The organism is Amycolatopsis benzoatilytica AK 16/65 (genome assembly GCF_000383915.1).
Taxonomy (GTDB): domain Bacteria; phylum Actinomycetota; class Actinomycetes; order Mycobacteriales; family Pseudonocardiaceae; genus Amycolatopsis; species Amycolatopsis benzoatilytica.
Genome location: NZ_KB912942.1, coordinates 7,677,400 through 7,694,879 on the forward strand (window position 1 = coordinate 7,677,400; position 17,480 = coordinate 7,694,879).

Annotated in this window: 19 protein-coding genes and 1 riboswitch; of the genes, 6 read left to right on the forward strand and 13 right to left on the reverse strand. The window is 70.0% G+C overall.

The genetic code is table 11. The annotated features are described in order from the left end of the window. Positions 1–180: 180 nt before the first annotated feature. The 10 genes from AMYBE_RS0135850 to AMYBE_RS0135910 form a co-directional block, all read right to left on the reverse strand. Complete coding sequence (locus AMYBE_RS0135850; RefSeq protein ID WP_020664219.1) at positions 181–1,212, reverse strand: AAA family ATPase; 1,032 nt, start codon at positions 1,210–1,212, stop codon at positions 181–183. 25 nt (positions 1,213–1,237) lie between these two features. Continuing rightward, positions 1,238–2,458 (reverse strand): DNA cytosine methyltransferase, encoded by a 1,221-nt coding sequence (locus AMYBE_RS0135855; RefSeq protein ID WP_020664220.1) that lies wholly within the window; start codon positions 2,456–2,458, stop codon positions 1,238–1,240. Beyond that, positions 2,458–3,393: a bifunctional DNA primase/polymerase gene (locus AMYBE_RS0135860; RefSeq protein WP_020657268.1), complete on the reverse strand. Its 936-nt coding sequence runs from the start codon at positions 3,391–3,393 to the stop codon at positions 2,458–2,460. The genes AMYBE_RS0135855 and AMYBE_RS0135860 overlap by 1 nt, the downstream gene beginning before the upstream one ends. Then, positions 3,390–3,851, reverse strand: a complete 462-nt coding sequence (locus AMYBE_RS0135865) for a hypothetical protein (protein ID WP_020657267.1) — start codon at positions 3,849–3,851, stop codon at positions 3,390–3,392. The genes AMYBE_RS0135860 and AMYBE_RS0135865 overlap by 4 nt, the downstream gene beginning before the upstream one ends. A 5-nt stretch (positions 3,852–3,856) precedes the next feature. Next, positions 3,857–4,024: a hypothetical protein gene (locus AMYBE_RS45545; RefSeq protein WP_020657266.1), complete on the reverse strand. Its 168-nt coding sequence runs from the start codon at positions 4,022–4,024 to the stop codon at positions 3,857–3,859. A 233-nt stretch (positions 4,025–4,257) separates the two neighbouring features. Then, complete coding sequence (locus AMYBE_RS42985; protein ID WP_020664221.1) at positions 4,258–6,447, reverse strand: zonular occludens toxin domain-containing protein; 2,190 nt, start codon at positions 6,445–6,447, stop codon at positions 4,258–4,260. Positions 6,448–6,460: 13 nt separating this feature from the next. After that, positions 6,461–7,561: a hypothetical protein gene (locus AMYBE_RS0135880; protein ID WP_020664222.1), complete on the reverse strand. Its 1,101-nt coding sequence runs from the start codon at positions 7,559–7,561 to the stop codon at positions 6,461–6,463. Positions 7,562–8,089: 528 nt separating this feature from the next. Then, on the reverse strand, positions 8,090–8,482 hold the full coding sequence (locus AMYBE_RS0135895) for a hypothetical protein (RefSeq protein WP_020664225.1): 393 nt from the start codon (positions 8,480–8,482) through the stop codon (positions 8,090–8,092). Positions 8,483–8,579: 97 nt separating this feature from the next. Then, positions 8,580–9,008 carry an RRQRL motif-containing zinc-binding protein gene (locus AMYBE_RS0135905; protein ID WP_020664227.1) on the reverse strand — a complete coding sequence of 143 codons (429 nt, stop codon included), beginning with the start codon at positions 9,006–9,008 and terminating at the stop codon, positions 8,580–8,582. Continuing rightward, complete coding sequence (locus tag AMYBE_RS0135910; protein ID WP_020664228.1) at positions 9,005–9,271, reverse strand: hypothetical protein; 267 nt, start codon at positions 9,269–9,271, stop codon at positions 9,005–9,007. Before AMYBE_RS0135910 ends, AMYBE_RS0135905 begins: the two co-directional genes overlap by 4 nt. 97 nt (positions 9,272–9,368) lie before the next feature. Here AMYBE_RS0135910 and AMYBE_RS0135915 point away from each other — a divergent pair, with 97 nt between their 5' ends. The 3 genes from AMYBE_RS0135915 (at position 9,369) to AMYBE_RS0135925 (ending at position 12,540) form a co-directional block, all read left to right on the forward strand. After that, positions 9,369–10,205, forward strand: coding sequence for a P-loop nucleotide/nucleoside kinase family protein (locus AMYBE_RS0135915; RefSeq protein WP_020664229.1), 837 nt, complete (start codon positions 9,369–9,371; stop codon positions 10,203–10,205). Beyond that, a complete protein-coding gene (locus tag AMYBE_RS0135920) occupies positions 10,205–11,143 on the forward strand; it encodes an NAD(P)-dependent oxidoreductase (RefSeq protein ID WP_245573322.1) in 939 nt (312 codons plus the stop codon). Before AMYBE_RS0135915 ends, AMYBE_RS0135920 begins: the two co-directional genes overlap by 1 nt. 950 nt (positions 11,144–12,093) lie before the next feature. Further along, positions 12,094–12,540 carry a hypothetical protein gene (locus AMYBE_RS0135925; protein ID WP_020664231.1) on the forward strand — a complete coding sequence of 149 codons (447 nt, stop codon included), beginning with the start codon at positions 12,094–12,096 and terminating at the stop codon, positions 12,538–12,540. A gap of 55 nt (positions 12,541–12,595) precedes the next feature. Here the strand turns inward: AMYBE_RS0135925 and AMYBE_RS0135930 are convergent, their stop codons facing one another. Then, on the reverse strand, positions 12,596–13,054 hold the full coding sequence (locus AMYBE_RS0135930) for a GreA/GreB family elongation factor (RefSeq protein ID WP_027928379.1): 459 nt from the start codon (positions 13,052–13,054) through the stop codon (positions 12,596–12,598). A gap of 122 nt (positions 13,055–13,176) precedes the next feature. Between AMYBE_RS0135930 and AMYBE_RS0135935 the strand changes: the two genes are divergently transcribed. The 3 genes from AMYBE_RS0135935 (at position 13,177) to AMYBE_RS0135950 (ending at position 15,730) form a co-directional block, all read left to right on the forward strand. After that, the gene (locus tag AMYBE_RS0135935; RefSeq protein ID WP_020664233.1) at positions 13,177–13,764 is read left to right on the forward strand and encodes a TetR/AcrR family transcriptional regulator; all 588 of its coding nucleotides are present in this window, start codon (positions 13,177–13,179) and stop codon (positions 13,762–13,764) included. Positions 13,765–13,783: 19 nt separating this feature from the next. Continuing rightward, positions 13,784–14,302: a gamma carbonic anhydrase family protein gene (locus AMYBE_RS0135940; protein WP_020664234.1), complete on the forward strand. Its 519-nt coding sequence runs from the start codon at positions 13,784–13,786 to the stop codon at positions 14,300–14,302. A gap of 49 nt (positions 14,303–14,351) precedes the next feature. Next, positions 14,352–14,439, forward strand: a riboswitch (ZMP/ZTP riboswitch). Positions 14,440–14,461: 22 nt separating this feature from the next. Further along, entirely contained in the window at positions 14,462–15,730 is a 1,269-nt protein-coding gene (locus AMYBE_RS0135950) for a serine hydroxymethyltransferase (RefSeq protein ID WP_020664235.1), read from the forward strand. A gap of 37 nt (positions 15,731–15,767) precedes the next feature. Here the strand turns inward: AMYBE_RS0135950 and AMYBE_RS0135955 are convergent, their stop codons facing one another. After that, positions 15,768–16,913: an RNA polymerase sigma factor gene (locus AMYBE_RS0135955; RefSeq protein ID WP_020664236.1), complete on the reverse strand. Its 1,146-nt coding sequence runs from the start codon at positions 16,911–16,913 to the stop codon at positions 15,768–15,770. Continuing rightward, on the reverse strand, positions 16,910–17,317 hold the full coding sequence (locus tag AMYBE_RS0135960) for a YciI family protein (RefSeq protein ID WP_020664237.1): 408 nt from the start codon (positions 17,315–17,317) through the stop codon (positions 16,910–16,912). The genes AMYBE_RS0135955 and AMYBE_RS0135960 overlap by 4 nt, the downstream gene beginning before the upstream one ends. Positions 17,318–17,480 lie beyond the last annotated feature (163 nt).

Here is a 17,480-nt window from a genome sequence, read left to right on the forward strand (position 1 = left end):
CGGGTGCTCCTCTCGGTAGGTGTCACTCGGGGTGTCACTCCGGTTTGGCCTGGTCAGACGGGGTGGAGTGACGGAGTGACAGGTGTGACAGTGGTGGGGTGGTCACGGGTGTCGCTCCCGCGCCGGGGGTGTGACAGCTGCGGAGGTGTCCCTCCCCGCTGTCACACCTGTTTGCGCTGGTCAGGTGCTGTCGGGGGACAGCGGGGACAGGTGTGACACCCCGGCGGTGTCCCCGTGGTCCCTGTCGCCGGGCGCGCTGTAGGTGCCACCGGGCGTCTTGTGCAGCTGTCCCGCGTCGGCCATGCGGGAGCAGGTCTTGCGGATGTTGTCCGGGCTGGCGTCGAGGGCTTCGGCGATCCGGGCGGGCTTGAGCGGGCCGTGTTCGCGCAGCACGCGCAGGATGTCCGCGCGGGTGTCGGCGACCAGGTGGTCGGCGGCGGGGCCGTCGAGCTTGGTCCAGGCGCCGGCGTGGGAGTCGAAGGTCATGGCGTAGTCGGTTTCTTCGACGTCGCGGCCGGTCACATGCAGCACGCCATCGGCTTGCCCGCGGGCGCGTTCGAGCACGAGGGTGGCGTCCATGGCGCCGGTGAGCCCGGCGGTTCCGGACACCAGGTTCTGCCAGTCGTCAGCGTCCTGTTTGCGGACGTGGTGAATGAGCAGAAACGGCACGCCGTAGTGGTCGGCGATCTCCTTGAACCGGGTGCCCGCGGCGTAGTCGGAGGCGTAGGCGGACGCGCCGGGCAGCACCGGGCCGCGCATTTTCTGCAGCGTGTCGATGATGACCAGCCGCGCCGTCGGGTTCTCCTCCAGCCATTCCCGGAGCACCTCGTCCCCACCGGCGTTCATGGTGGGGCACGAGGTTTCCAGGGTCAGCAGCGGCGACGGGCGGCCACCCGCGGCGATCTGCTGACGCCGGCGGCGCTGCAACCGGCGGCCGGTGTCCTCCAGCGCGCAGTAGAGCACCGGGCCGCGCTCCACTGCGATCGAGCCAAGCGCGGGTTCGCCGTTCGCGATGGACGCGGCGAGCCCGAGGGACATCCATGACTTCCCCAGCTTCGGCGCACCGGCCAGCAGGTTGACCCCTTCGGCGAGCAGGCCGGGGACGGCCCACTTGACCGGTGGGAACTCCTCTCGCATCAGCTCCGCATCGGTCCACCGGGTGCGGCGGGCGGGCGGTGTCGGGACGGCGGCCAGCGGCCGGGGCGTGGTCATGGCGGGTTACCTCCGTGGTGCAGGGTCAGGCCGCGGCGTGGGCCGGGTTCGCGGCATGGGCGAGCAGCGGCGCGAGGATCGCGGCGGCCAGTGGCGGCGGCACGGCGTCGCCGACCTGGCGGTACTGGGCTGATTTGGTGCCGCGCCACGGGTAGTCGACGGGGAACCCTTGCAGGACACCGGCTTCGGCGACGCTGACCCGGCGGCGGCCCTGCCCGTCGTACTCCAGGAACTCGACCGCGTTGGCCGCGCGGCCGAAGAAGATCGTTCCGGCGGGCTCGTCGATGCCCCGGACACAGGCGTTGTCCTGGGAGCCGTTGCGCATCACCCAGTGCCCGACCTTGCTGGTGATCGTCGTCGCGGGCTCGTCCGGCGTGCGGGTGGTCCTGGTGGCCAGGTCACCGCCGTCGGTGTAGTTCGACCGCAGCACCACGTCCGCTTGCCGGTCGGCGAGCGCTGCCAGCTGCTGGCGGTTGCGGAAGTTGCCGAACACCTCCGCCCCGCCGGTGTCGGTTCCCCCGGCGGTGACCGTCCAGGCGGGACGTTCGGCCAGGCCCCAGCCGAGCGCGTCGGCCATGGACACCGGCGGCGGCAGCAGGCTGCCGAACAGGTCCGCGTCCGAGTCGAACTCCCTGCCGCTGCGGTACTCCTGGTGGGTCGGCTCCGGCGGTGTCGCGGGCGCGGCGTCGCGGCGGGCGATCAGGATCGCGCGGCGGCGCGTCTGCGGGACGCCGTAGCGTTCGGCGGCCAGTACACCGCACCAGGCCCGGTAGCCCAGCTCCCGCAGCAGGCTGGCCGCGTGCTGCCACAGGGTCAGCACCGGCGGCACCTGCTCCAGGGCGATCCAGCGGGGACGCAGGGCGTGGGCGTACCGCATCGGCTCCGCGGTGAGCGCGGACCGCGCGTCGGCCCACTGGTGTTCCGCCGGGCGGCGGCCGCGGGCGAACGCGGTCATGCGGGCGAAGACGGCGTCGCGGTCCCGCTCACCGCCGCGCTTGCCCGCCATGGACCAGGCCTGGCAGGGCGGCGACATGACCAGGCCGTCCACCGGCCCGAACTGGCACGGGTCGGTGGCGGCCACGTCGGCCTGGACCCGGGTGTGCCCGGCGGCGGTCGCCGTGGCGCAGGCGTCCCCGTCATGCTCGATGCCGATCGCCGTTCCGATGTGACCGGCGTCGCGCAGGCCCTGGGACCAGCCGCCAGGGCCGGCGAAACCTTCGAGGATCTGCGTGCTGGTGCGGGTCATCAGGCCACCTTCCGGGGTCGCTTGGCACCGGCCCGCAGGCCGGACGTGATCGTGATTTCGGCCTCGCGCGCGCTGAACCGGCGCGTGCCGATGTGGCGTCCGGCGGCGGTCATCAGCGCCGCGCGCACCTCGTCTTCGGTGAGCGCGTCCCCGGCGACCAGCTGCCCAAGTGCGACGGCGGCGGCGTAGAGGGTCGCGTTGCGGCCGTCCGTGGCGTCGGCGACCTTGCCCGCCTCCGCCCGGACGGCGACGTCGAGGTAGCGGGAGCGCCGACCGGTGGCCGGGCGGATCGGTGCCACCGGCGCGGCGGGCAGCGGGGCGGGGGTGAGCCGCTCGACCAGCCAGCCGGGCAGCTCCGCCACCGCGCCGTCCCACACGTAGCCGTAGCGGCCGGCGTCGGTGACCGTGCCCGGGGCGACGACGTAGCCGCCCCACGCGCGGGTGTCGACCTTCCACCCGAGCCCCTGCCCGCGCTCCCCGCTGGTGATGCGCAGGACCACACCGGCCGGGACGCGGTAGTACAGGTGCAGCCCACCCGAGGGCGTCCGGACGGTGAGGGTGTCCCCGGGCAGCTCCTCGCCCGCTTCGTCGGCGACGACGGCGAGCACGTCCTCCCCGCACCGCGCCCCGGCGGCGGCCCACCGCGCGGGTACGCCCTCGCCGGGCTTGAGCGTGTCGAGGTCGAGCACGCACAGCCCGGACGGGCCGGTCGCGATGCCGATCCCGTAGGGGGCGTGGGTCCACGCGGCGCGGATCTTGTCCGGGTCGGTGGTGGCGCGCTGCTCCCAGGTGCGGTGCCCACCGGCGCACCGCCCGGTGCCGGGGCAGCCGTCTTCGGCGTGCCCGGCGGGGCGCTTGCCGCCGGGGCGGAGCGGGAAGACGTGCCAGCCGCGGCCGGCCGCGTCGAGTGCGGCGTCCACTGTGGTCGTGCTCATCGGTCCTCCTGCGGGTGGTCGTGGTCGGGGTTGCCGAGTCCGAAGTCCGGCGCGGCCGGGTCGGCGACCGCGACGTCGTCGAGTCCGCCGCGGGCGCGGGCGATGACGTCGAGCAGGTCTCCCAGCGACGTGCGCAGCGGGGTGCCCTCGGGCAGCGGCGCGACGGGCAGCCGGTCGACTCCCAGCCGCGCGGCCTGCTCGTCCGCCCACGCGTCCATCGCGGCTTCGTCGTCGTGGAAGTCCGGCGGCAGCGGGATATCCCGCAGCCGCGGGTGCTGCTCCAGCAGCCACGCCCGGCACTCCGCCCCGACCGTCAGAGCCGAGACGCCCGCGCCGGGCATCGCGGCCAGCTCGCGACGGGTGATGTGGGCGAGGATCGTGCGGAACGGCAACGCGTTCGACGGCAGGCGGTGCGTGACGGCGAGGATCGAGTACAGGTCAAACTCGCGGGTGTCCATCGTGGTCAGTGGCCTTTCGTGAGCTGGTGGACGGCTTCGCAGGTCGGGCACTTCGGGTTGGTGAACCAGGGCGAGCGGGCCTCGCCGGGCTCCAGCACCAGGCCGCACAAGGTGGTGATCCGGCCGGACCACCACGACCTGCTGCCGCGGTGCACGAGCGGTTTGCTGCTCATCACGTCTCCCGTCGTCGGTGACTGTGTGTGCCTGTTTTTGGGTAGGGTCGGCCGGCGCGGTGTCCTGGGAGGGAGCCGCGTCGCGGGGTGTTCAGGTGGTGGTTTCGGGCCGTGATCAGGGGGTTTGCGGGGGCGGGTCCCCTGCCTCCCTGGTCAGGGTCGGTGCTGGTCAGGTGAGGGAGGCAGGTCCGGGGAGGCGGTGAGGGAGAACTCCCCGGATCTCGCGGCCTCCCTTACTCGGTTCCCTCGGTCTCGTCGCCGTCCAACTCGCCCTCTCCGTCACGCTCCGCGATGGCGTCGCGGACGCGGGCGGCGGAGACCTGCATGACTCCGCCGGTCTTGTACGGCTTGGCCGACTCCGGCAGCGCGTCGTGCAGGTCGCTGTGAGTCCACTCGCCGTAGGTGCCGCGGTCGCGTTCGGTCAGCCGCTGCAACACCTCCTGCGTGCGCATCCGCGCTTCGGTGCCCAGCACGTCCGCGATGGCGGCGAGGTGGTCCACCGGACCGGCCGACTCCGCCGGGGCGTCGGCGGCCGGAAGCGCCGTCTGCTCGCGCAGCACCATGGCGCGCTTGGTGACCGCGTGCGCGTCCTTGGGCGAGACGTAGAACGACCGCAGCAGGCCGGGCTTCGCGGTAAAGCCCCGCGCCATGCAGGTGCCGACGTCGCCGGGACCCTCGTCGGTCTTCGGCGTGAGCCCCACTGCGGAGATGCCCGCCTTGTACGAACCGGTNCCGAGAACCGCGTCGTTGGCCATCTGGTCACCGATGGCGAAGCACGCCTTGTTGCTGGCCACCGACGTGATCTTGCGCGGCAGCGCGTCCTTCGACGGCTCCGGCGTGAGGAAGATCAGCGTGATGGCGTACTTGCGGGCGGTGCTCATCAGCTTGGACGCGACCTCGATCGCCTTCGTGCCGTTCTTGCCCATGAACAGGTTCTGGCACTCGTCGATCACCACCACCCGCGGGCGCAGCCGTCCGTCCTTTTCGGCCAGTGCNCGNGTCACCGCGCGGTCGGTGGCGTGCGCCTTGAGNGCCTTACCCCGCACCGAAAGGTCGTCNTACAGCTCGTAGAGCAGGTTCAGGCACGCGTCCACGGTCTCGTCNCCCGCNCCCGTGGTGAGCGTNCGCAGCCGCGGNNNCATCGGCTCGTAGTCGGTGTTCTCCGCCATGACCACGACGTCGATGTCCACCACCGGNTCCAGCATCGCGCCCAGCACCAGGTTGATCGCCAGCGTGGACTTCCCCGAGCCCATCATGCCGCCCAGGGCGTAGTTCGCCTCGAACAGCCGACCGCGCACCACGTCGCCCTTGAGCGTCACCCCGACCGGGACGCCGGTGAAGTAGTCGGCGGTGGCGTTGTCCAGGTCGGCCAGCAGCGGCCACGGGTCGACCGGCCCAGACAGCGCGCCGGGCTTGGCCACCCACAGGTCCAGAACGGACGGTTGCGGCTCGGTCGGCCACACCTCGCGCGGGTAGCGGACCAGGTTGTGCGCCAACGTGGTCTTGCGCTTGACGATCTCCTCCACCGGGCACGCCGGCGGCAGCGCCACCTGCGCGCGCCATCCCTTGCCGTCCTTGTGCGGCGGGTCGATGAACTTGATCCGCCACCCGTCCTTCACCGCGCGGTTGAACCCCGCGATGTTCAGGTTCTTCAGCGCGTTGAGGATGGTGTTCTCGTCCGGCAGCTCGTCCATCGCGTCGCCGTCGACGGGCGGGGCGAGCCACTGCGGCATCTCCCCGTGCGTGCGGCCCTGCTGGTACAGGTAGCCNACNCCCACNNCNGTNCCNNCGACCAGCAGNAACACCCCGTAGNTGGTCAGGAACCACACNACGAANGCGACCGCGTCGAACACCGCCGTGATCGGGGTCAGGATCTCGCCGATCTCGCCGTCGTTGATCGCCAGGATGATGCCCAGGACCAGCAGAAACCCAGTCACACCAACGGAACCGATGACGGCNGCCTTGATCCACTGACCCGGGGCGCGCAGCCAATCCATGGTCCGGTCGTGGCGGCGCTGCTTCTCCGCCACGTCNCGGGCCTCCCACTCCAACAGCTTGTCGTGNTCGCCCGCGGCTTCCGCGGCGCGCATCATCCGTTCGTAGCGGTTCGCGCCGTGCGTGTCCCGCCACCGCGTCACGACCACCTTGACCCCGGCGGCGGGGTACGCGATGCCGTGCCGGAACGCGGTCTTCGTCCTCTCGTGCGCGACCGCGTTGCGCGTGGCGCGGGCGACGGTCACCACGTCGCGGCCGTAGCCGCGGTAGCGGGCGATCGCCCGCGCCTTCTGCGACGTGAGTCGCGCGTACTCCTCGTCGGTGACGATCTCGCCNTCGATCACCTCGCCNTGCTCCNGNNNGACCGGNAGGTGNTGGACGGTGGCCAGCTCGCCGGCGGCCGGGGTCTGCTCGGTGTTGTCGTTCATCAGGTCCTCCGGCTCACTTGCGGTTGGGGTTGGCGTGCTCGTCACGCAGCCGGCGGGCGAACTTCGGCGCGCAGTGCAGCGTCTTGCGGATCGACTCCGCCGACTTCGGGTTGATCGCCACGTCGGGGTTGTCGATCGCGGCGGTGAACGCGGCGCGCAGGTCCTCGATCGACCGGGTCTTCGGTGCGCGCGGCGGCCGGGGCTTGCGGGTCGATTTCGGCTGGTCGGCAGGCGGATCGAGGGTCAACACCGGGGCGTCGACGATCGGGCCGTCATCGGCCCGCGGGGCCTGGTCATGCTCGGCGAAGAACGCGGCGATCTCCTCGTCGAGCACGTCGGCGGCGTGGGTGTCCGGGTCGACCACGGCGGCGAGTCGACGGCCGTCGAGGGTGTAGCGGCCCGGGGTGAACACCAGCCGCGCGTTGCCGTCGCCGTCGAGTTCGGCGACCGCGGTCCGGACGGCGGCGGCCCGGACCTTGGCGACCTTGCGCAGCGTCTTGCGTTCGATCCGGGCGGCGGCCCGCTCCGCCGCCGACCGCGGCGGCGAGGCCACGGCGAGCTGGTGGGCGATGACGCCGGCGACGGACACGATGCCCATCACCACCGCCGCGTCCCACCCGCGGCCCAGGCCGTGCACGACGTTCAGGCCGAACCCGACGGCGGCGAACAGCCACGTGCCGAGCTGCAACGCCCACACCGGCCGCTCGGGGTGGCGGTGGCGGGTGACCTCCACGGCGAACGCGAACGCCCACATGCCCAGCTCGGAGAGCGCCGGGAGCGGTGCACCGGTGGCGTTGCCGTAGACACCGACGCCGTAACCGGCCATCGCCGGGACGGCCATGCCCGCCGACACCAGGGCGAGCAGGTAGATCGGCAGCCGGACCCGGTTCGCCGACAGCCACCCCGTGACCGCCTTCCGCGCGGCTTTCCGGTTGGCCTGGCGGTTCTTGCGGCGCTGGTCGGCCAGCTTGACCGCGGCAGCGGCGTCGATCCGGCGTTGGTCGGCCACTGCGCTCTGCGCGCGCAGCTTGCGGTCCAGCGCGGCGTTCGCGTCCTGCCGCTGGATTTCCGCCTCCGCCGCGCGGGTGGCGCGGCGCTCGTCTGCCCAGCTCATCGGGTCACCTCCCGGCTCTCGTGGTCGGTCGTCTCGTCGGTGGTGGTCGGCGGCGCGGGGAGCTGCTTGCGCTCGGCCGCTTCGGTCTTCAGGCGGTTCTGCTGGCGGTGGTCGCGGATCTCGTGCGCCGCCCACCCTGCGGCGACGACCGCGGCCACCAGGGCGAACCACGGGGTGAACACCANGGCNAGGACCAGCGGTCCGACCGTGAAGGCCAGCTCACCGAAGTGCCAGACGGCCCACTCCATGNCCTGCTCCAGGCGGGTCCGCTGCTCACGCTGCACGTTCATCGGGGCACCTCCTGCCCAGTGGGGAAGNCGTGGGGGAAGAACTGGTTCACGCGCCGCCGCGGCGGCCGGGACGCCTGCCGGGTGGCGGCCTGGTCCAGCCGGACCAGCACACCGGCCAAGATCCGCTCGCAAACCACCAGCGGGATCCGCAGCAGGTGCAGGACCAGGAACAAGCACACCGTTCCGGCGAACCGGAGCAGGGCGAGGGTTCCGCGCTCCTGCAACACCTCGAACGTGTTCACGTGCGCTCACCACCCTTCGCCGCGTTGAAGTCGGCGGCCCAGCGCTGGCACCACGCGGTGAGCTGGTCGAGCGGCGCGGACCAGGTGATCGACGGGTCCGCCTCGAACGCCCGAGCCGCGGCAACGGCGGCGGCCTGGCTGGGCGTACTCAGCGGCAGCACGGTGATCGGCCCGTTGTGGCCGAAGTTCATCGCGGTCCACATGTCGAGGCGGATGCGGATGCTGTTGCCGTCAGCGGACATGCCCGGGATGACCGCGAGGTGCGGGCCGATCTGGACGAACGGCCGCGTGATCGAAACTCGCGTGCCGTTGACGTCGAGGTCGCAGTTCACCGCGGCGAGGCCGGAGCCGTCGAACACGTAGGTGTCGAGTTTGAGGTAGCTGGTCATCGGTTCCCCTCCTTGGCGGCGGCCTCGCGGCGCGCACGCTCGATCGCTTCCTGTTCGGCCTGCACGCGGCTGTGCCACGCGCCGGAGTCGTTCTGGCTCACGCGGCCACCCCCACCCGGTCGGCCTGCTCGCCCTCAAAGCAGGTCCAGCACTGCCGCGTGCTGGTCGGCACGCAGTAGTCCTGCACCTGCCCGCAGTCCACGCAGGTGCGGCGGGCCTCCATCGCGTGGTCCAGCTGCCCCGGCGCGGCGGTGCGCTTGACCGCGGCCAGCTCCACCGAGAACAGCTCCGCCACGGTCTCCCGGGCGAAGGGCTGGTGGTGGCGGAACACCAGCAGCGCCAACGGGTCCTGCCCGTTGGGCCGCAACCCGACCTCGCGCAGCTGGGCGCGGGTGAGCAGGGTCGAGGGGGCCTCGCCCCACCCGAACACCGGCAACCCGTCCCGCTCCCCGCGGCACAGGCACGCGTGGTGCGTGCGGCCGTCGAACACCGTGGTCACCGTCTGCCGGCGGTTGCGCGGGTTCACCGGGTGCCCCAGGCGATGCCGTCCAGCTCGTCGATGGCCAGCAGTCGCAGCTGCGCGGCGACGTCGAGGTAGACGCGGGCGCGGTCTCGCTTGACCGCGGTCGGCACGGTGTCGTTGGCCAGCAGGAACGCGGCGTTGGACATCAGCGACATGCCGAGCTCGTGCAGGCGGCCGCAGAGCTCGCGGGAGATCAGGCGGTTCAGCTCCGCCGGGGTGTAGGTGAAGACGACGGTCTCGCGGACCGGGGCGGTGGTGTCTACCATCTGGTGTTCCTCCGTGCGGTTTGATACGGTGACCGTTCAGTTGAACCGATGGGCGAGAGCCCGGCGAGGAGTTCGCATGTCGCGCCCGAGGTCTCCAGTGGCCAGGTCTGAGCCGCTCGCGCAGCAGATCGCCCGGAACGTTGAGAACGACATTGAGGCCGGCCGCCTCCGGCACGGGCAGCGCCTGCCGTCTTCTCGCGAGCTGGCGCGCGAGTGGGACGTGAGCGTCTTCACGATCAACGAAGCCATGGACTTGCTAGCCAAGAAGGGGTTGGTGGTGAGCAAGCCGAGGGCGGCCCGCACTGTGAATGCCCCAGCCCAGGAGGCCTCTAGCGAGGTCCGGCCCGTAGTGCCACAGGTGGTCATGATCGGTGGCTACGCTGGCAGCGGGAAGACAGAACTGGGGCGCATCCTGGCGCGCGAGACAGGGTGGCCCATGCTCGACAAGGACACCCTGACGCGGTTTGTGGTCGAGACGGCCCTTGAAATGCAGGGGCTATCGCGAAACGACCGGGAATCGGAAACATATCTGAGCAAGATCAGGCCAGCTGAGTATGACTCGCTACTTGAAGCTATGGCGGAGAACCTGCAATGCGGGAACAATGCGATCGTCACTGCTCCATTTATTCGTGAATTTGCGGATGAAAGCTGGATTCGGCAGCGCGAATTGCTGTGCCGTAATCTCGGTGCTCAATTGACGATCGTGTGGGTCTATTGTGATGCTGACACGATGCACACGTACGTGCGGCATCGAAATGCGCCACGTGACGCCACGAAGCTTGCCGACTGGGAGGCGTACATGAAAGGCGTCAACGTCGAGTTTCGTCCGCCAGTTCCGCATGTTGTTATTGACAATTCCGTCTCTGGCGGAGTCATGGCTGCGCAGGCGCGACAGCTTATTGACCAGCTCACATTGAATGGCAAAGGGAAATGATGCCTGCCGAGGTGAAGATTCTCGTAAGTGACGAGACGGACGACGTTGTCGGACATAGCGTCGTTGGCAGTCTTCCGGGCGTCGAAGTTGTGCCGTATGACCCGAACGTTGCGGAACTGACGTCGGGCCAATCGGATGCCGCTGTCCTGCTGCCGCCGTATCGCGGCAGTCATCGACCCATTCGGCTACTCGCGCAACTTGGGTCTCTTCGGATGGTGCAACTCCTGTCGGCGGGGGCTGATGAATGGTCGCGAGACGTGCCCAGCGAGATAGTGCTTGCGACTGCGCGGGGCGCGCACGCTGGCCCTGTCTCCGAATGGGTCTTGTCGGCCGTGCTTACGCAGTTTCGTCAATGGCCTGCACTTATTCGATTTCAGGACAAAGGCATGTGGGCGCACCGCCAATTTGAGGCGGACACTTTGGCGGGCAAGAAAGCGCTCGTTGTCGGTGCTGGCGCAATCGGTGGAGAGGTCGCGCGCCGCCTCAAGGTGTTCGGGGTGGAATCCACACTTGTCGCCTCGCGTGGCCGGGGTGACGTCCTTGGGGCAGAAGCGTTGCCGGAAATTGTCTCGGGACACGCCATTGTGGTGATCACGGCACCGTTGACGGAGGCGACGCGGGGCCTGGTCGGCCCGCGGTTCCTGAAACTGATGGACGACAACGCCCTCCTGGTCAACGCCGGTCGTGGCCAGATCGTCGACACGGACGCGTTGCTTGCCGAGCTGGCGTCGGGACGCTTGCGCGCGGCGCTCGACGTGACCGACCCGGAACCCCTCCCGGACGATCATCCACTGTGGGCACAGCGGGGCGCTGTGATCAGTCCTCACTCCGCGCGGACCGTTCCTGGAACCAACCGGCTGTGCTACGAGGTGGCTGCGCAGCAGGTCGCCGCGTTTCTGAGGGGCGAGCAGCCATCCAACGCTGTGCAGCACGGCTGAACCGCCGCACCGGCCCATCGGTCCATCCTCAAGCCAGCGGCTTCCAGCGGGGAGCTGAGCCGTCGCAACCGGCCTGATCGCGCGCTCTGAGAGCGCCGTACGCAGCCGAACTGGACGAGCATGGTGTGGTTGTACCCGCGGAACCGTCCTAGGTGCTCTGGGGGCCGGTTTTCGGAGGCGGGTTGACTCGGAGGTATGGCCCCGCGTTTTGGGGGAGTGACACCTGGGAGGTGTCGAGACTGTCACACCTGTCACTCTGTCACTCCACCACCTCTGACCTGCGGGTTTAGGTGTGACAGGTGAGTGACACCTTTGGTGACAGCATTTCTCCCACACTACTACTATGTCTCTCTAGTCACTGAGCAGCGAAAAGAGGCTGGAACAGCGGGGAGAGGGGGCGTGCTCCACTCTCCGCTGTTCCAGCCTCTTTCCGCTCGGGGTGGGTGACTAAGTGGGTGACAATCAGGGTGACTAACCCCGGACGTACACGGACGTTCGAGGACGGTGGACGTGCAGGTCAGAGCCTTGCGGCCAAGGTCAAAAAGTGACGAATTCCGCTCGTAATGAATAGGTCGGGGGTTCGATTCCCCCAGGCGGCTCCCAGGTCAGGCCCCATCCGGACGCTTCCGGATGGGGCCTGATTTATGTCGTGGATGTCTCACTGGGTGTCTAAGCCGCCTTGCTCGCGAGCGGCGCGTCGTCCTCAGGTTCACCCTTTCGGGGAGGTGCCGCGAGAACTTGACCAAGCTGGCCCGGGGTATCCGCTGGTGCCGCAGGGGCGGCCGTCGGATGCTCGCGCGCACCCGTCGGACGGTGTTCGGCGGGGAAGTCGGGGCGCCCAAGTTCACTCGACCGAGCGAGCCCGGGCGAGGGAGAAATCAGCCGCATGGCCGGGGGTCCGGGCCAGACGGACGATGCCCGCGCGGTTCGTCCCGGATTGACTGGGAGCCATGAAGAACGCGAGCGGCAAGGTGGCGGTCCTGGCGGCGGCGATCGCCGCGGCGGCCACGGTCTCGGCGTGCGGGGTGGACGACTCGCTCAAGGAGACCTCGAACGGCCATGTGAAGGAAGTTTCCTACGACACCGGGAAAGCCGGTAAGGACGACGCGGCGGCCCGGCTTCCCTCGTGGGTGCCCGATGACGCCCATTCGGTCAAGGAGGTCATCCGCACCACCGGGTCGGAGCGGCTCCTGCGGTACCAAGCGGGCGGTGCCGACCTGCCTGGCGCCTGCCAGCCGGGGCCGGCCGAAACGAAGCCGCCGACGCTGACCGCGAGCTGGTGGCCGAACGCCGAGCACCAGCGGATGAACAAGGTCTGCGACGGCTGGCACGTCGCGGTCGAAACCGACGGGGTCTTCGCCTACCGGGCGGAAACCGTCGCCAACGCGGACAAGTGAAAACGGCGAAGGGCCGCCCCGGGGTGCCGGGACGGCCCTTCGCCGTCCTTTGTGGTCAGTCGGACGGCAGCGTCAGCTTCAGCACGGTCGCAGTGGCTTGGCCGCGCGGCGTGCGGTAGCTGATCTCTTCGCCGGCCTTCGCGGTGGCCAGCGCCATGCCGAGCGGGCTGTCCGAAGTGATCGCGTCGGCGTTCTCGCCAGGCAGCGTCACGATCGTGAAGGCTTCCTCGTCACCGTCCGCGAACCGCAGCGACACGAGCGTGCCGTCCGGCAGCAGCGAGCTGTCGTAGGCGCCGTGCTCCAGCTTCGCGGAGACTTCAGCGATCTGCCGGTCCAGCCGAGCCGCGGCTTCGGCGCGGTCGATCACGTCCGCCTGGTCGGCGGCGTCCCCCGTGCGTTCCTGCTCGCCGGGCTGCGGCGAGAGTGCTTCGCGTTGCGCGCGCAGGTCCGCGATTTCCTTCTCCAGCTGGCGGCGTGCCGCCTCGCTGAGCCCCTTGTCCCCTGAGATCACCATGTCGGGCATTGTCCGCTGCCCGGACCGGGGTGGCCAATCCGGTTTTTCACCCGGCCGCCACGGTCGGGACGGCTGGCCTAGGATTCAGGGCTGCCGTCCTGGACTAAGTAACGAGGATCACCGTGAGCGCCGTGCCCGGCCGCAGCACCCAGCTGTCGCCCAACCAGCAGCAGAAGCAGGAACAGATTGTCGAGGCGGCCCGCATGGTCCTCGCCCGGGAGGGCCTGGCCGGCTGCACGGTGCGCGCGATCGCCGACGCCGGTCCGCTCACCAAGAGCGCGATCCATTACTACTTCGCCGACATCGATGTGCTCATCGACCGGGCGATGGCCGCGCACATCAACACTTTCGCCGCTGATCTGCGCAAGGTCGCGGAGAAGCACGACCACCCGCGCGAGCGACTCTTCGCGGTCACCGAGGCGTACCTCGCCGAGTTCGCCGGCAATCCGCGCGGGGCGTTCCTGTGGTTCGAGTACTGGATCGCGGCCGGTCGTGCGCAGCATCCGCAGGCGATCGACGCGATGCTCACGTCGATCACTGAGCTGCTGGTCGAACTTCTCGCTCCGCTGGGCATCGACGACCCGCGCGCCCGGGCCCGCGCGTTGCTCAACTACCTGCTCGGCGCCGTCGTGCAGCAGCGGGTCCGGCCGCAGTCGTTCGCCGGCCTCCGCGGCGATGTCGAGGCGCTCTGCTTCGCCGGATACCGCTGACGCCGCTTACGCTTCCGGCATGCCTCTGTTCTCCTTCGAGGGCGTCAGCCCTCAGGTCCACCCGGACGCGTGGATCGCCCCCACTGCCACCTTGATCGGCAACGTGACCGTCGAAAAGGACGCTTCGGTCTGGTACGGCGCGGTCATCCGCGCGGACTTCGGCCCGATCGTCATCCGCGAGGGCGCGAACATCCAGGACAACTCGGTGATCCACTCCGGAGCCGAACTCACCGAGGTGGGCCGCAACGTGACGGTCGGCCACCAGTGCCTCGTGCACGACTGCACGGTCGGCGAGCAGGCGTTGATCGGCAACGGTTCCACCGTGCTGGACCGTGCGGTCATCGGCGCGCGCTCGCTCGTCGCGGCCGGTTCGACGGTCACTCCGGGCACCGAGGTGCCGGAAGAGGTGATCGCGATGGGCAGCCCGGCGAAGAAGTTCGTGCCGCTCACCGATTCGGCACGGATGTGGGTCGAGCACAACGCGGGGATCTACCAGGAGCTCGCCCGGCGGCACGGCGGCAGCGTCAAGCCTCTCTAAAAGCAGTTCCCAGCGGCCGGACGCGGCGCGATGGGTGCACTAGACTGCCCATCGCAGCTGCGACTGGCGCCATTCAAGAGGTGGAGCACCACCGGGGAGCGACGACGAGGCCGGCACCGCGCGCCTGGGTGATGGCCAAAGCAGAGCCGGAGTACGCCCATGACACACCAGCCCGCCCTGTCCGCGCTCTCCGCGGCGGATCCGCAGATCGCCGGTCTCGTCGAGGACGAGGCGAAACGCCAGCACGACAAGATCCGTCTGATCGCCTCCGAGAACTACGTTTCGCAGGCGGTGCTCGAAGCCACCGGCAGCGTTCTCACCAACAAGTACTCCGAGGGCTACGCCGGCAAGCGCTACTACGAGGGCCAGCAGTACATCGACCAGATCGAGCAGCTGGCGATCGAGCGCGCGAAGGCCGTTTTCGGCGCGGACCACGCGAACGTCCAGCCGTACTCCGGCTCTCCGGCGAACCTCGCGGTGTACCTGGCCTTCGCGCAGCCCGGCGACACCGTGCTCGGCATGGCGCTGCCGGACGGCGGCCACCTCACCCACGGCTGGAGCGTTTCGGCGACCGGCAAGTGGTTCAACCCGGTCCGCTACGGCGTGCGCAAGGAGACCGGCCGGGTCGACCTCGACCAGGTCCGCGACCTCGCCCGGCAGCACCGGCCGAAGCTGATCTTCGCCGGCGGCACGGCCATTCCGCGCACCATCGATTTCCCGGCGTTCGCCGAGATCGCCCGTGAGGTCGACGCGGTGCTGGTCGCCGACATCGCGCACATCGCCGGCCTGATCGCGGGCGGCGCGCACCCGTCGCCGGTCGGCCACGCGCAGGTGATCACCACCACCACGCACAAGACCCTCCGCGGTCCGCGCGGCGCGATGATCCTGTCCGACGCGGAGCACGCCAAGGCAGTCGACAAGGCGGTGTTCCCGGGCCTGCAGGGCGGCCCGCACAACCACACCACCGCCGCCATCGCGGTCGCGCTCGGGGAGGCGCAGCAGCCGTCTTTCTCCGACTACGCGCACACGATCGTCGCGAACGCCAAGGCGCTGGCCGAGGCGCTCGTCGAGCGTGGCTACGACCTGGTGTCCGGCGGCACGGACAACCACCTGCTGCTGATCGACCTCACCAACAAGGCCGTGCCGGGCAAGCCCGCCGCGCAGGCGCTGGACCGTGCGGGCATCGAGCTCAACTACAACACCGTGCCGTTCGATCCGCGCAAGCCGTTCGACCCGTCCGGCATCCGGCTGGGCACCTCCGCGATCACCACGCGCGGGCTCAAGCCGGAGCACCAGGTGCAGGTCGCGGACTGGATCGACCGGACGGTCACCGCCGCGGCCGCGCAGCAGGACAGCGCGCTGGACGCGATCGCGGCGGAGATCCGCGAGTTCCTGCAGCCGTTCCCGATCCCCGGCTACACCGACTGATCCGCGTTCGAAGGGGCCGTCCGGACGGGCGGCCCCTTCACTGTTTCCGCTGGGTGTTGAGCCGGGCGGCTTGGCGGGTCAGGTACGCGTGCTCGGCGAGGTTCTGCGCCTTTTCCGCCGCCTCCCGATACAGCCGCGCGGCCGTCGCGAGATCGCCGTCGCGCTCGTGCAGATAGGCCGCGACCGCGTGGTACCTCGGCAGGCTGTCGTCCAGTTCGGCCAGCGCCTTCAGCCCGGCCCGCGCTCCGTCCGCCTCGCCGACCGCGACCGCGCGGTTGAGCCGCACGATCGGACTGCCCGTGAGGGCGAGGAGTTCGTCGTACCACTCGACGATCTGCACCCAGTCGGTTTCCTCCGCGGTCAACGCGTCGGCGTGCAGCGCGGCGATGGCGGCTTGTGCCTGGTACTCGCCGAGCTGGTCGCGGGCCAGCGCGGCCTGCAGGAGGTCGACGCCCTCGGCGATCAGCCGGGTGTCCCACGCGCTCCGGTCCTGTTCGGCGAGCGGCACCAGGTTGCCGTCCGGGGTGGTCCGGGCGGCGCGCCGGGCGTGGTGCAGCAGCATCAACGCGAGCAGCCCGGCCACCTCGGGATGGTCGAATCCGGCGGCGAGCTGACGGGTCAGCCGGATGGCTTCGGCGGCCATGTCCAGGTCTCCGGAGTAGCCCTCGTTGAAGACCAGGTACAGCACGCGCAGCACGGTCGCGACGTCTCCGGGAGCGTCGAACCGCACGCTCGACACAGTGCGCTTCGCCCGGCTGATCCGTTGCGCCATCGTCGCTTCCGGCACCAGATAGGCCTGCGCGATCTGTCGCGTCGTCAACCCGCCGACCGCGCGCAGCGTCAGCGCGACGGCGGACGACGGCGTCAACGAGGGGTGCGCACAGAGGAAGTAGAGCTGGAGCGAGTCGTCGACTGCGGACGCCGGGCCGGGCGGCGGTTCGGCGTCCACCGCGACTTCCCTTCCCCGGCGCGAGCTTTCCGCCCGCGTCGCGTCGAGGAACCGGCGCCACGCCGCCGCGATGAGCCACGCTTTCGGATCGCGCGGCGGATCGTCCCGCCACGCGTCCAGCGCGCGGATCAGCGCTTCCTGCACGGCATCCTCGGCCGACGCGAAATCCGCCCCGCGCCGGACGAGGATGCCGATCACCGCGGGCACGAGTTCCCGCAGCAACTCCTCGTTCATTCGGTCACCGAGGGCTTGACGCCGTAGCAAGGACGCAGTTCGAGCCACTCGTGGATCGGCTTGCCGCCCGCACCGGGAGCCGCGGACAGCTCGCCGGCCAGTTCGAGCGCGCGCTCGTAGCTGTCGACGTCGATGATCATCCAGCCCGCGATGACGTCTTTGGTCTCGGCGAACGGGCCGTCGGTGACCGGCGGGCGGCCCTCGCCGTCGTAGCGGACCCACGTCCCTTCCGAGGACAGCGCCTGCTCGCTGACGAACTCACCGGTCTCTTCCAGCCGCTTCGCGAAGTCGCGCATGTACTGGATATGGGCGGTGACCTCTTCGGGCGTCCACTGGTCCATGGGGACGTCGTTCACCGAAGCCGGCGCGCCGCGGTAGTGCTTGAGCAGCAGGTACTTGGCCATCGTGATTCTCCCTCAGTGCGGTCGTCGACCTGGTCGTGCCGGGGACGGAGCCGGTCCCGCGTTCTCGACATCGTCGCCCGGGAGACTAGCGTCACACCTTTATTTGCTTGATGAATGCAAGCTTTTGGGGAATGGTTGTGGCGAGCAAGTAGTTGATAGATGC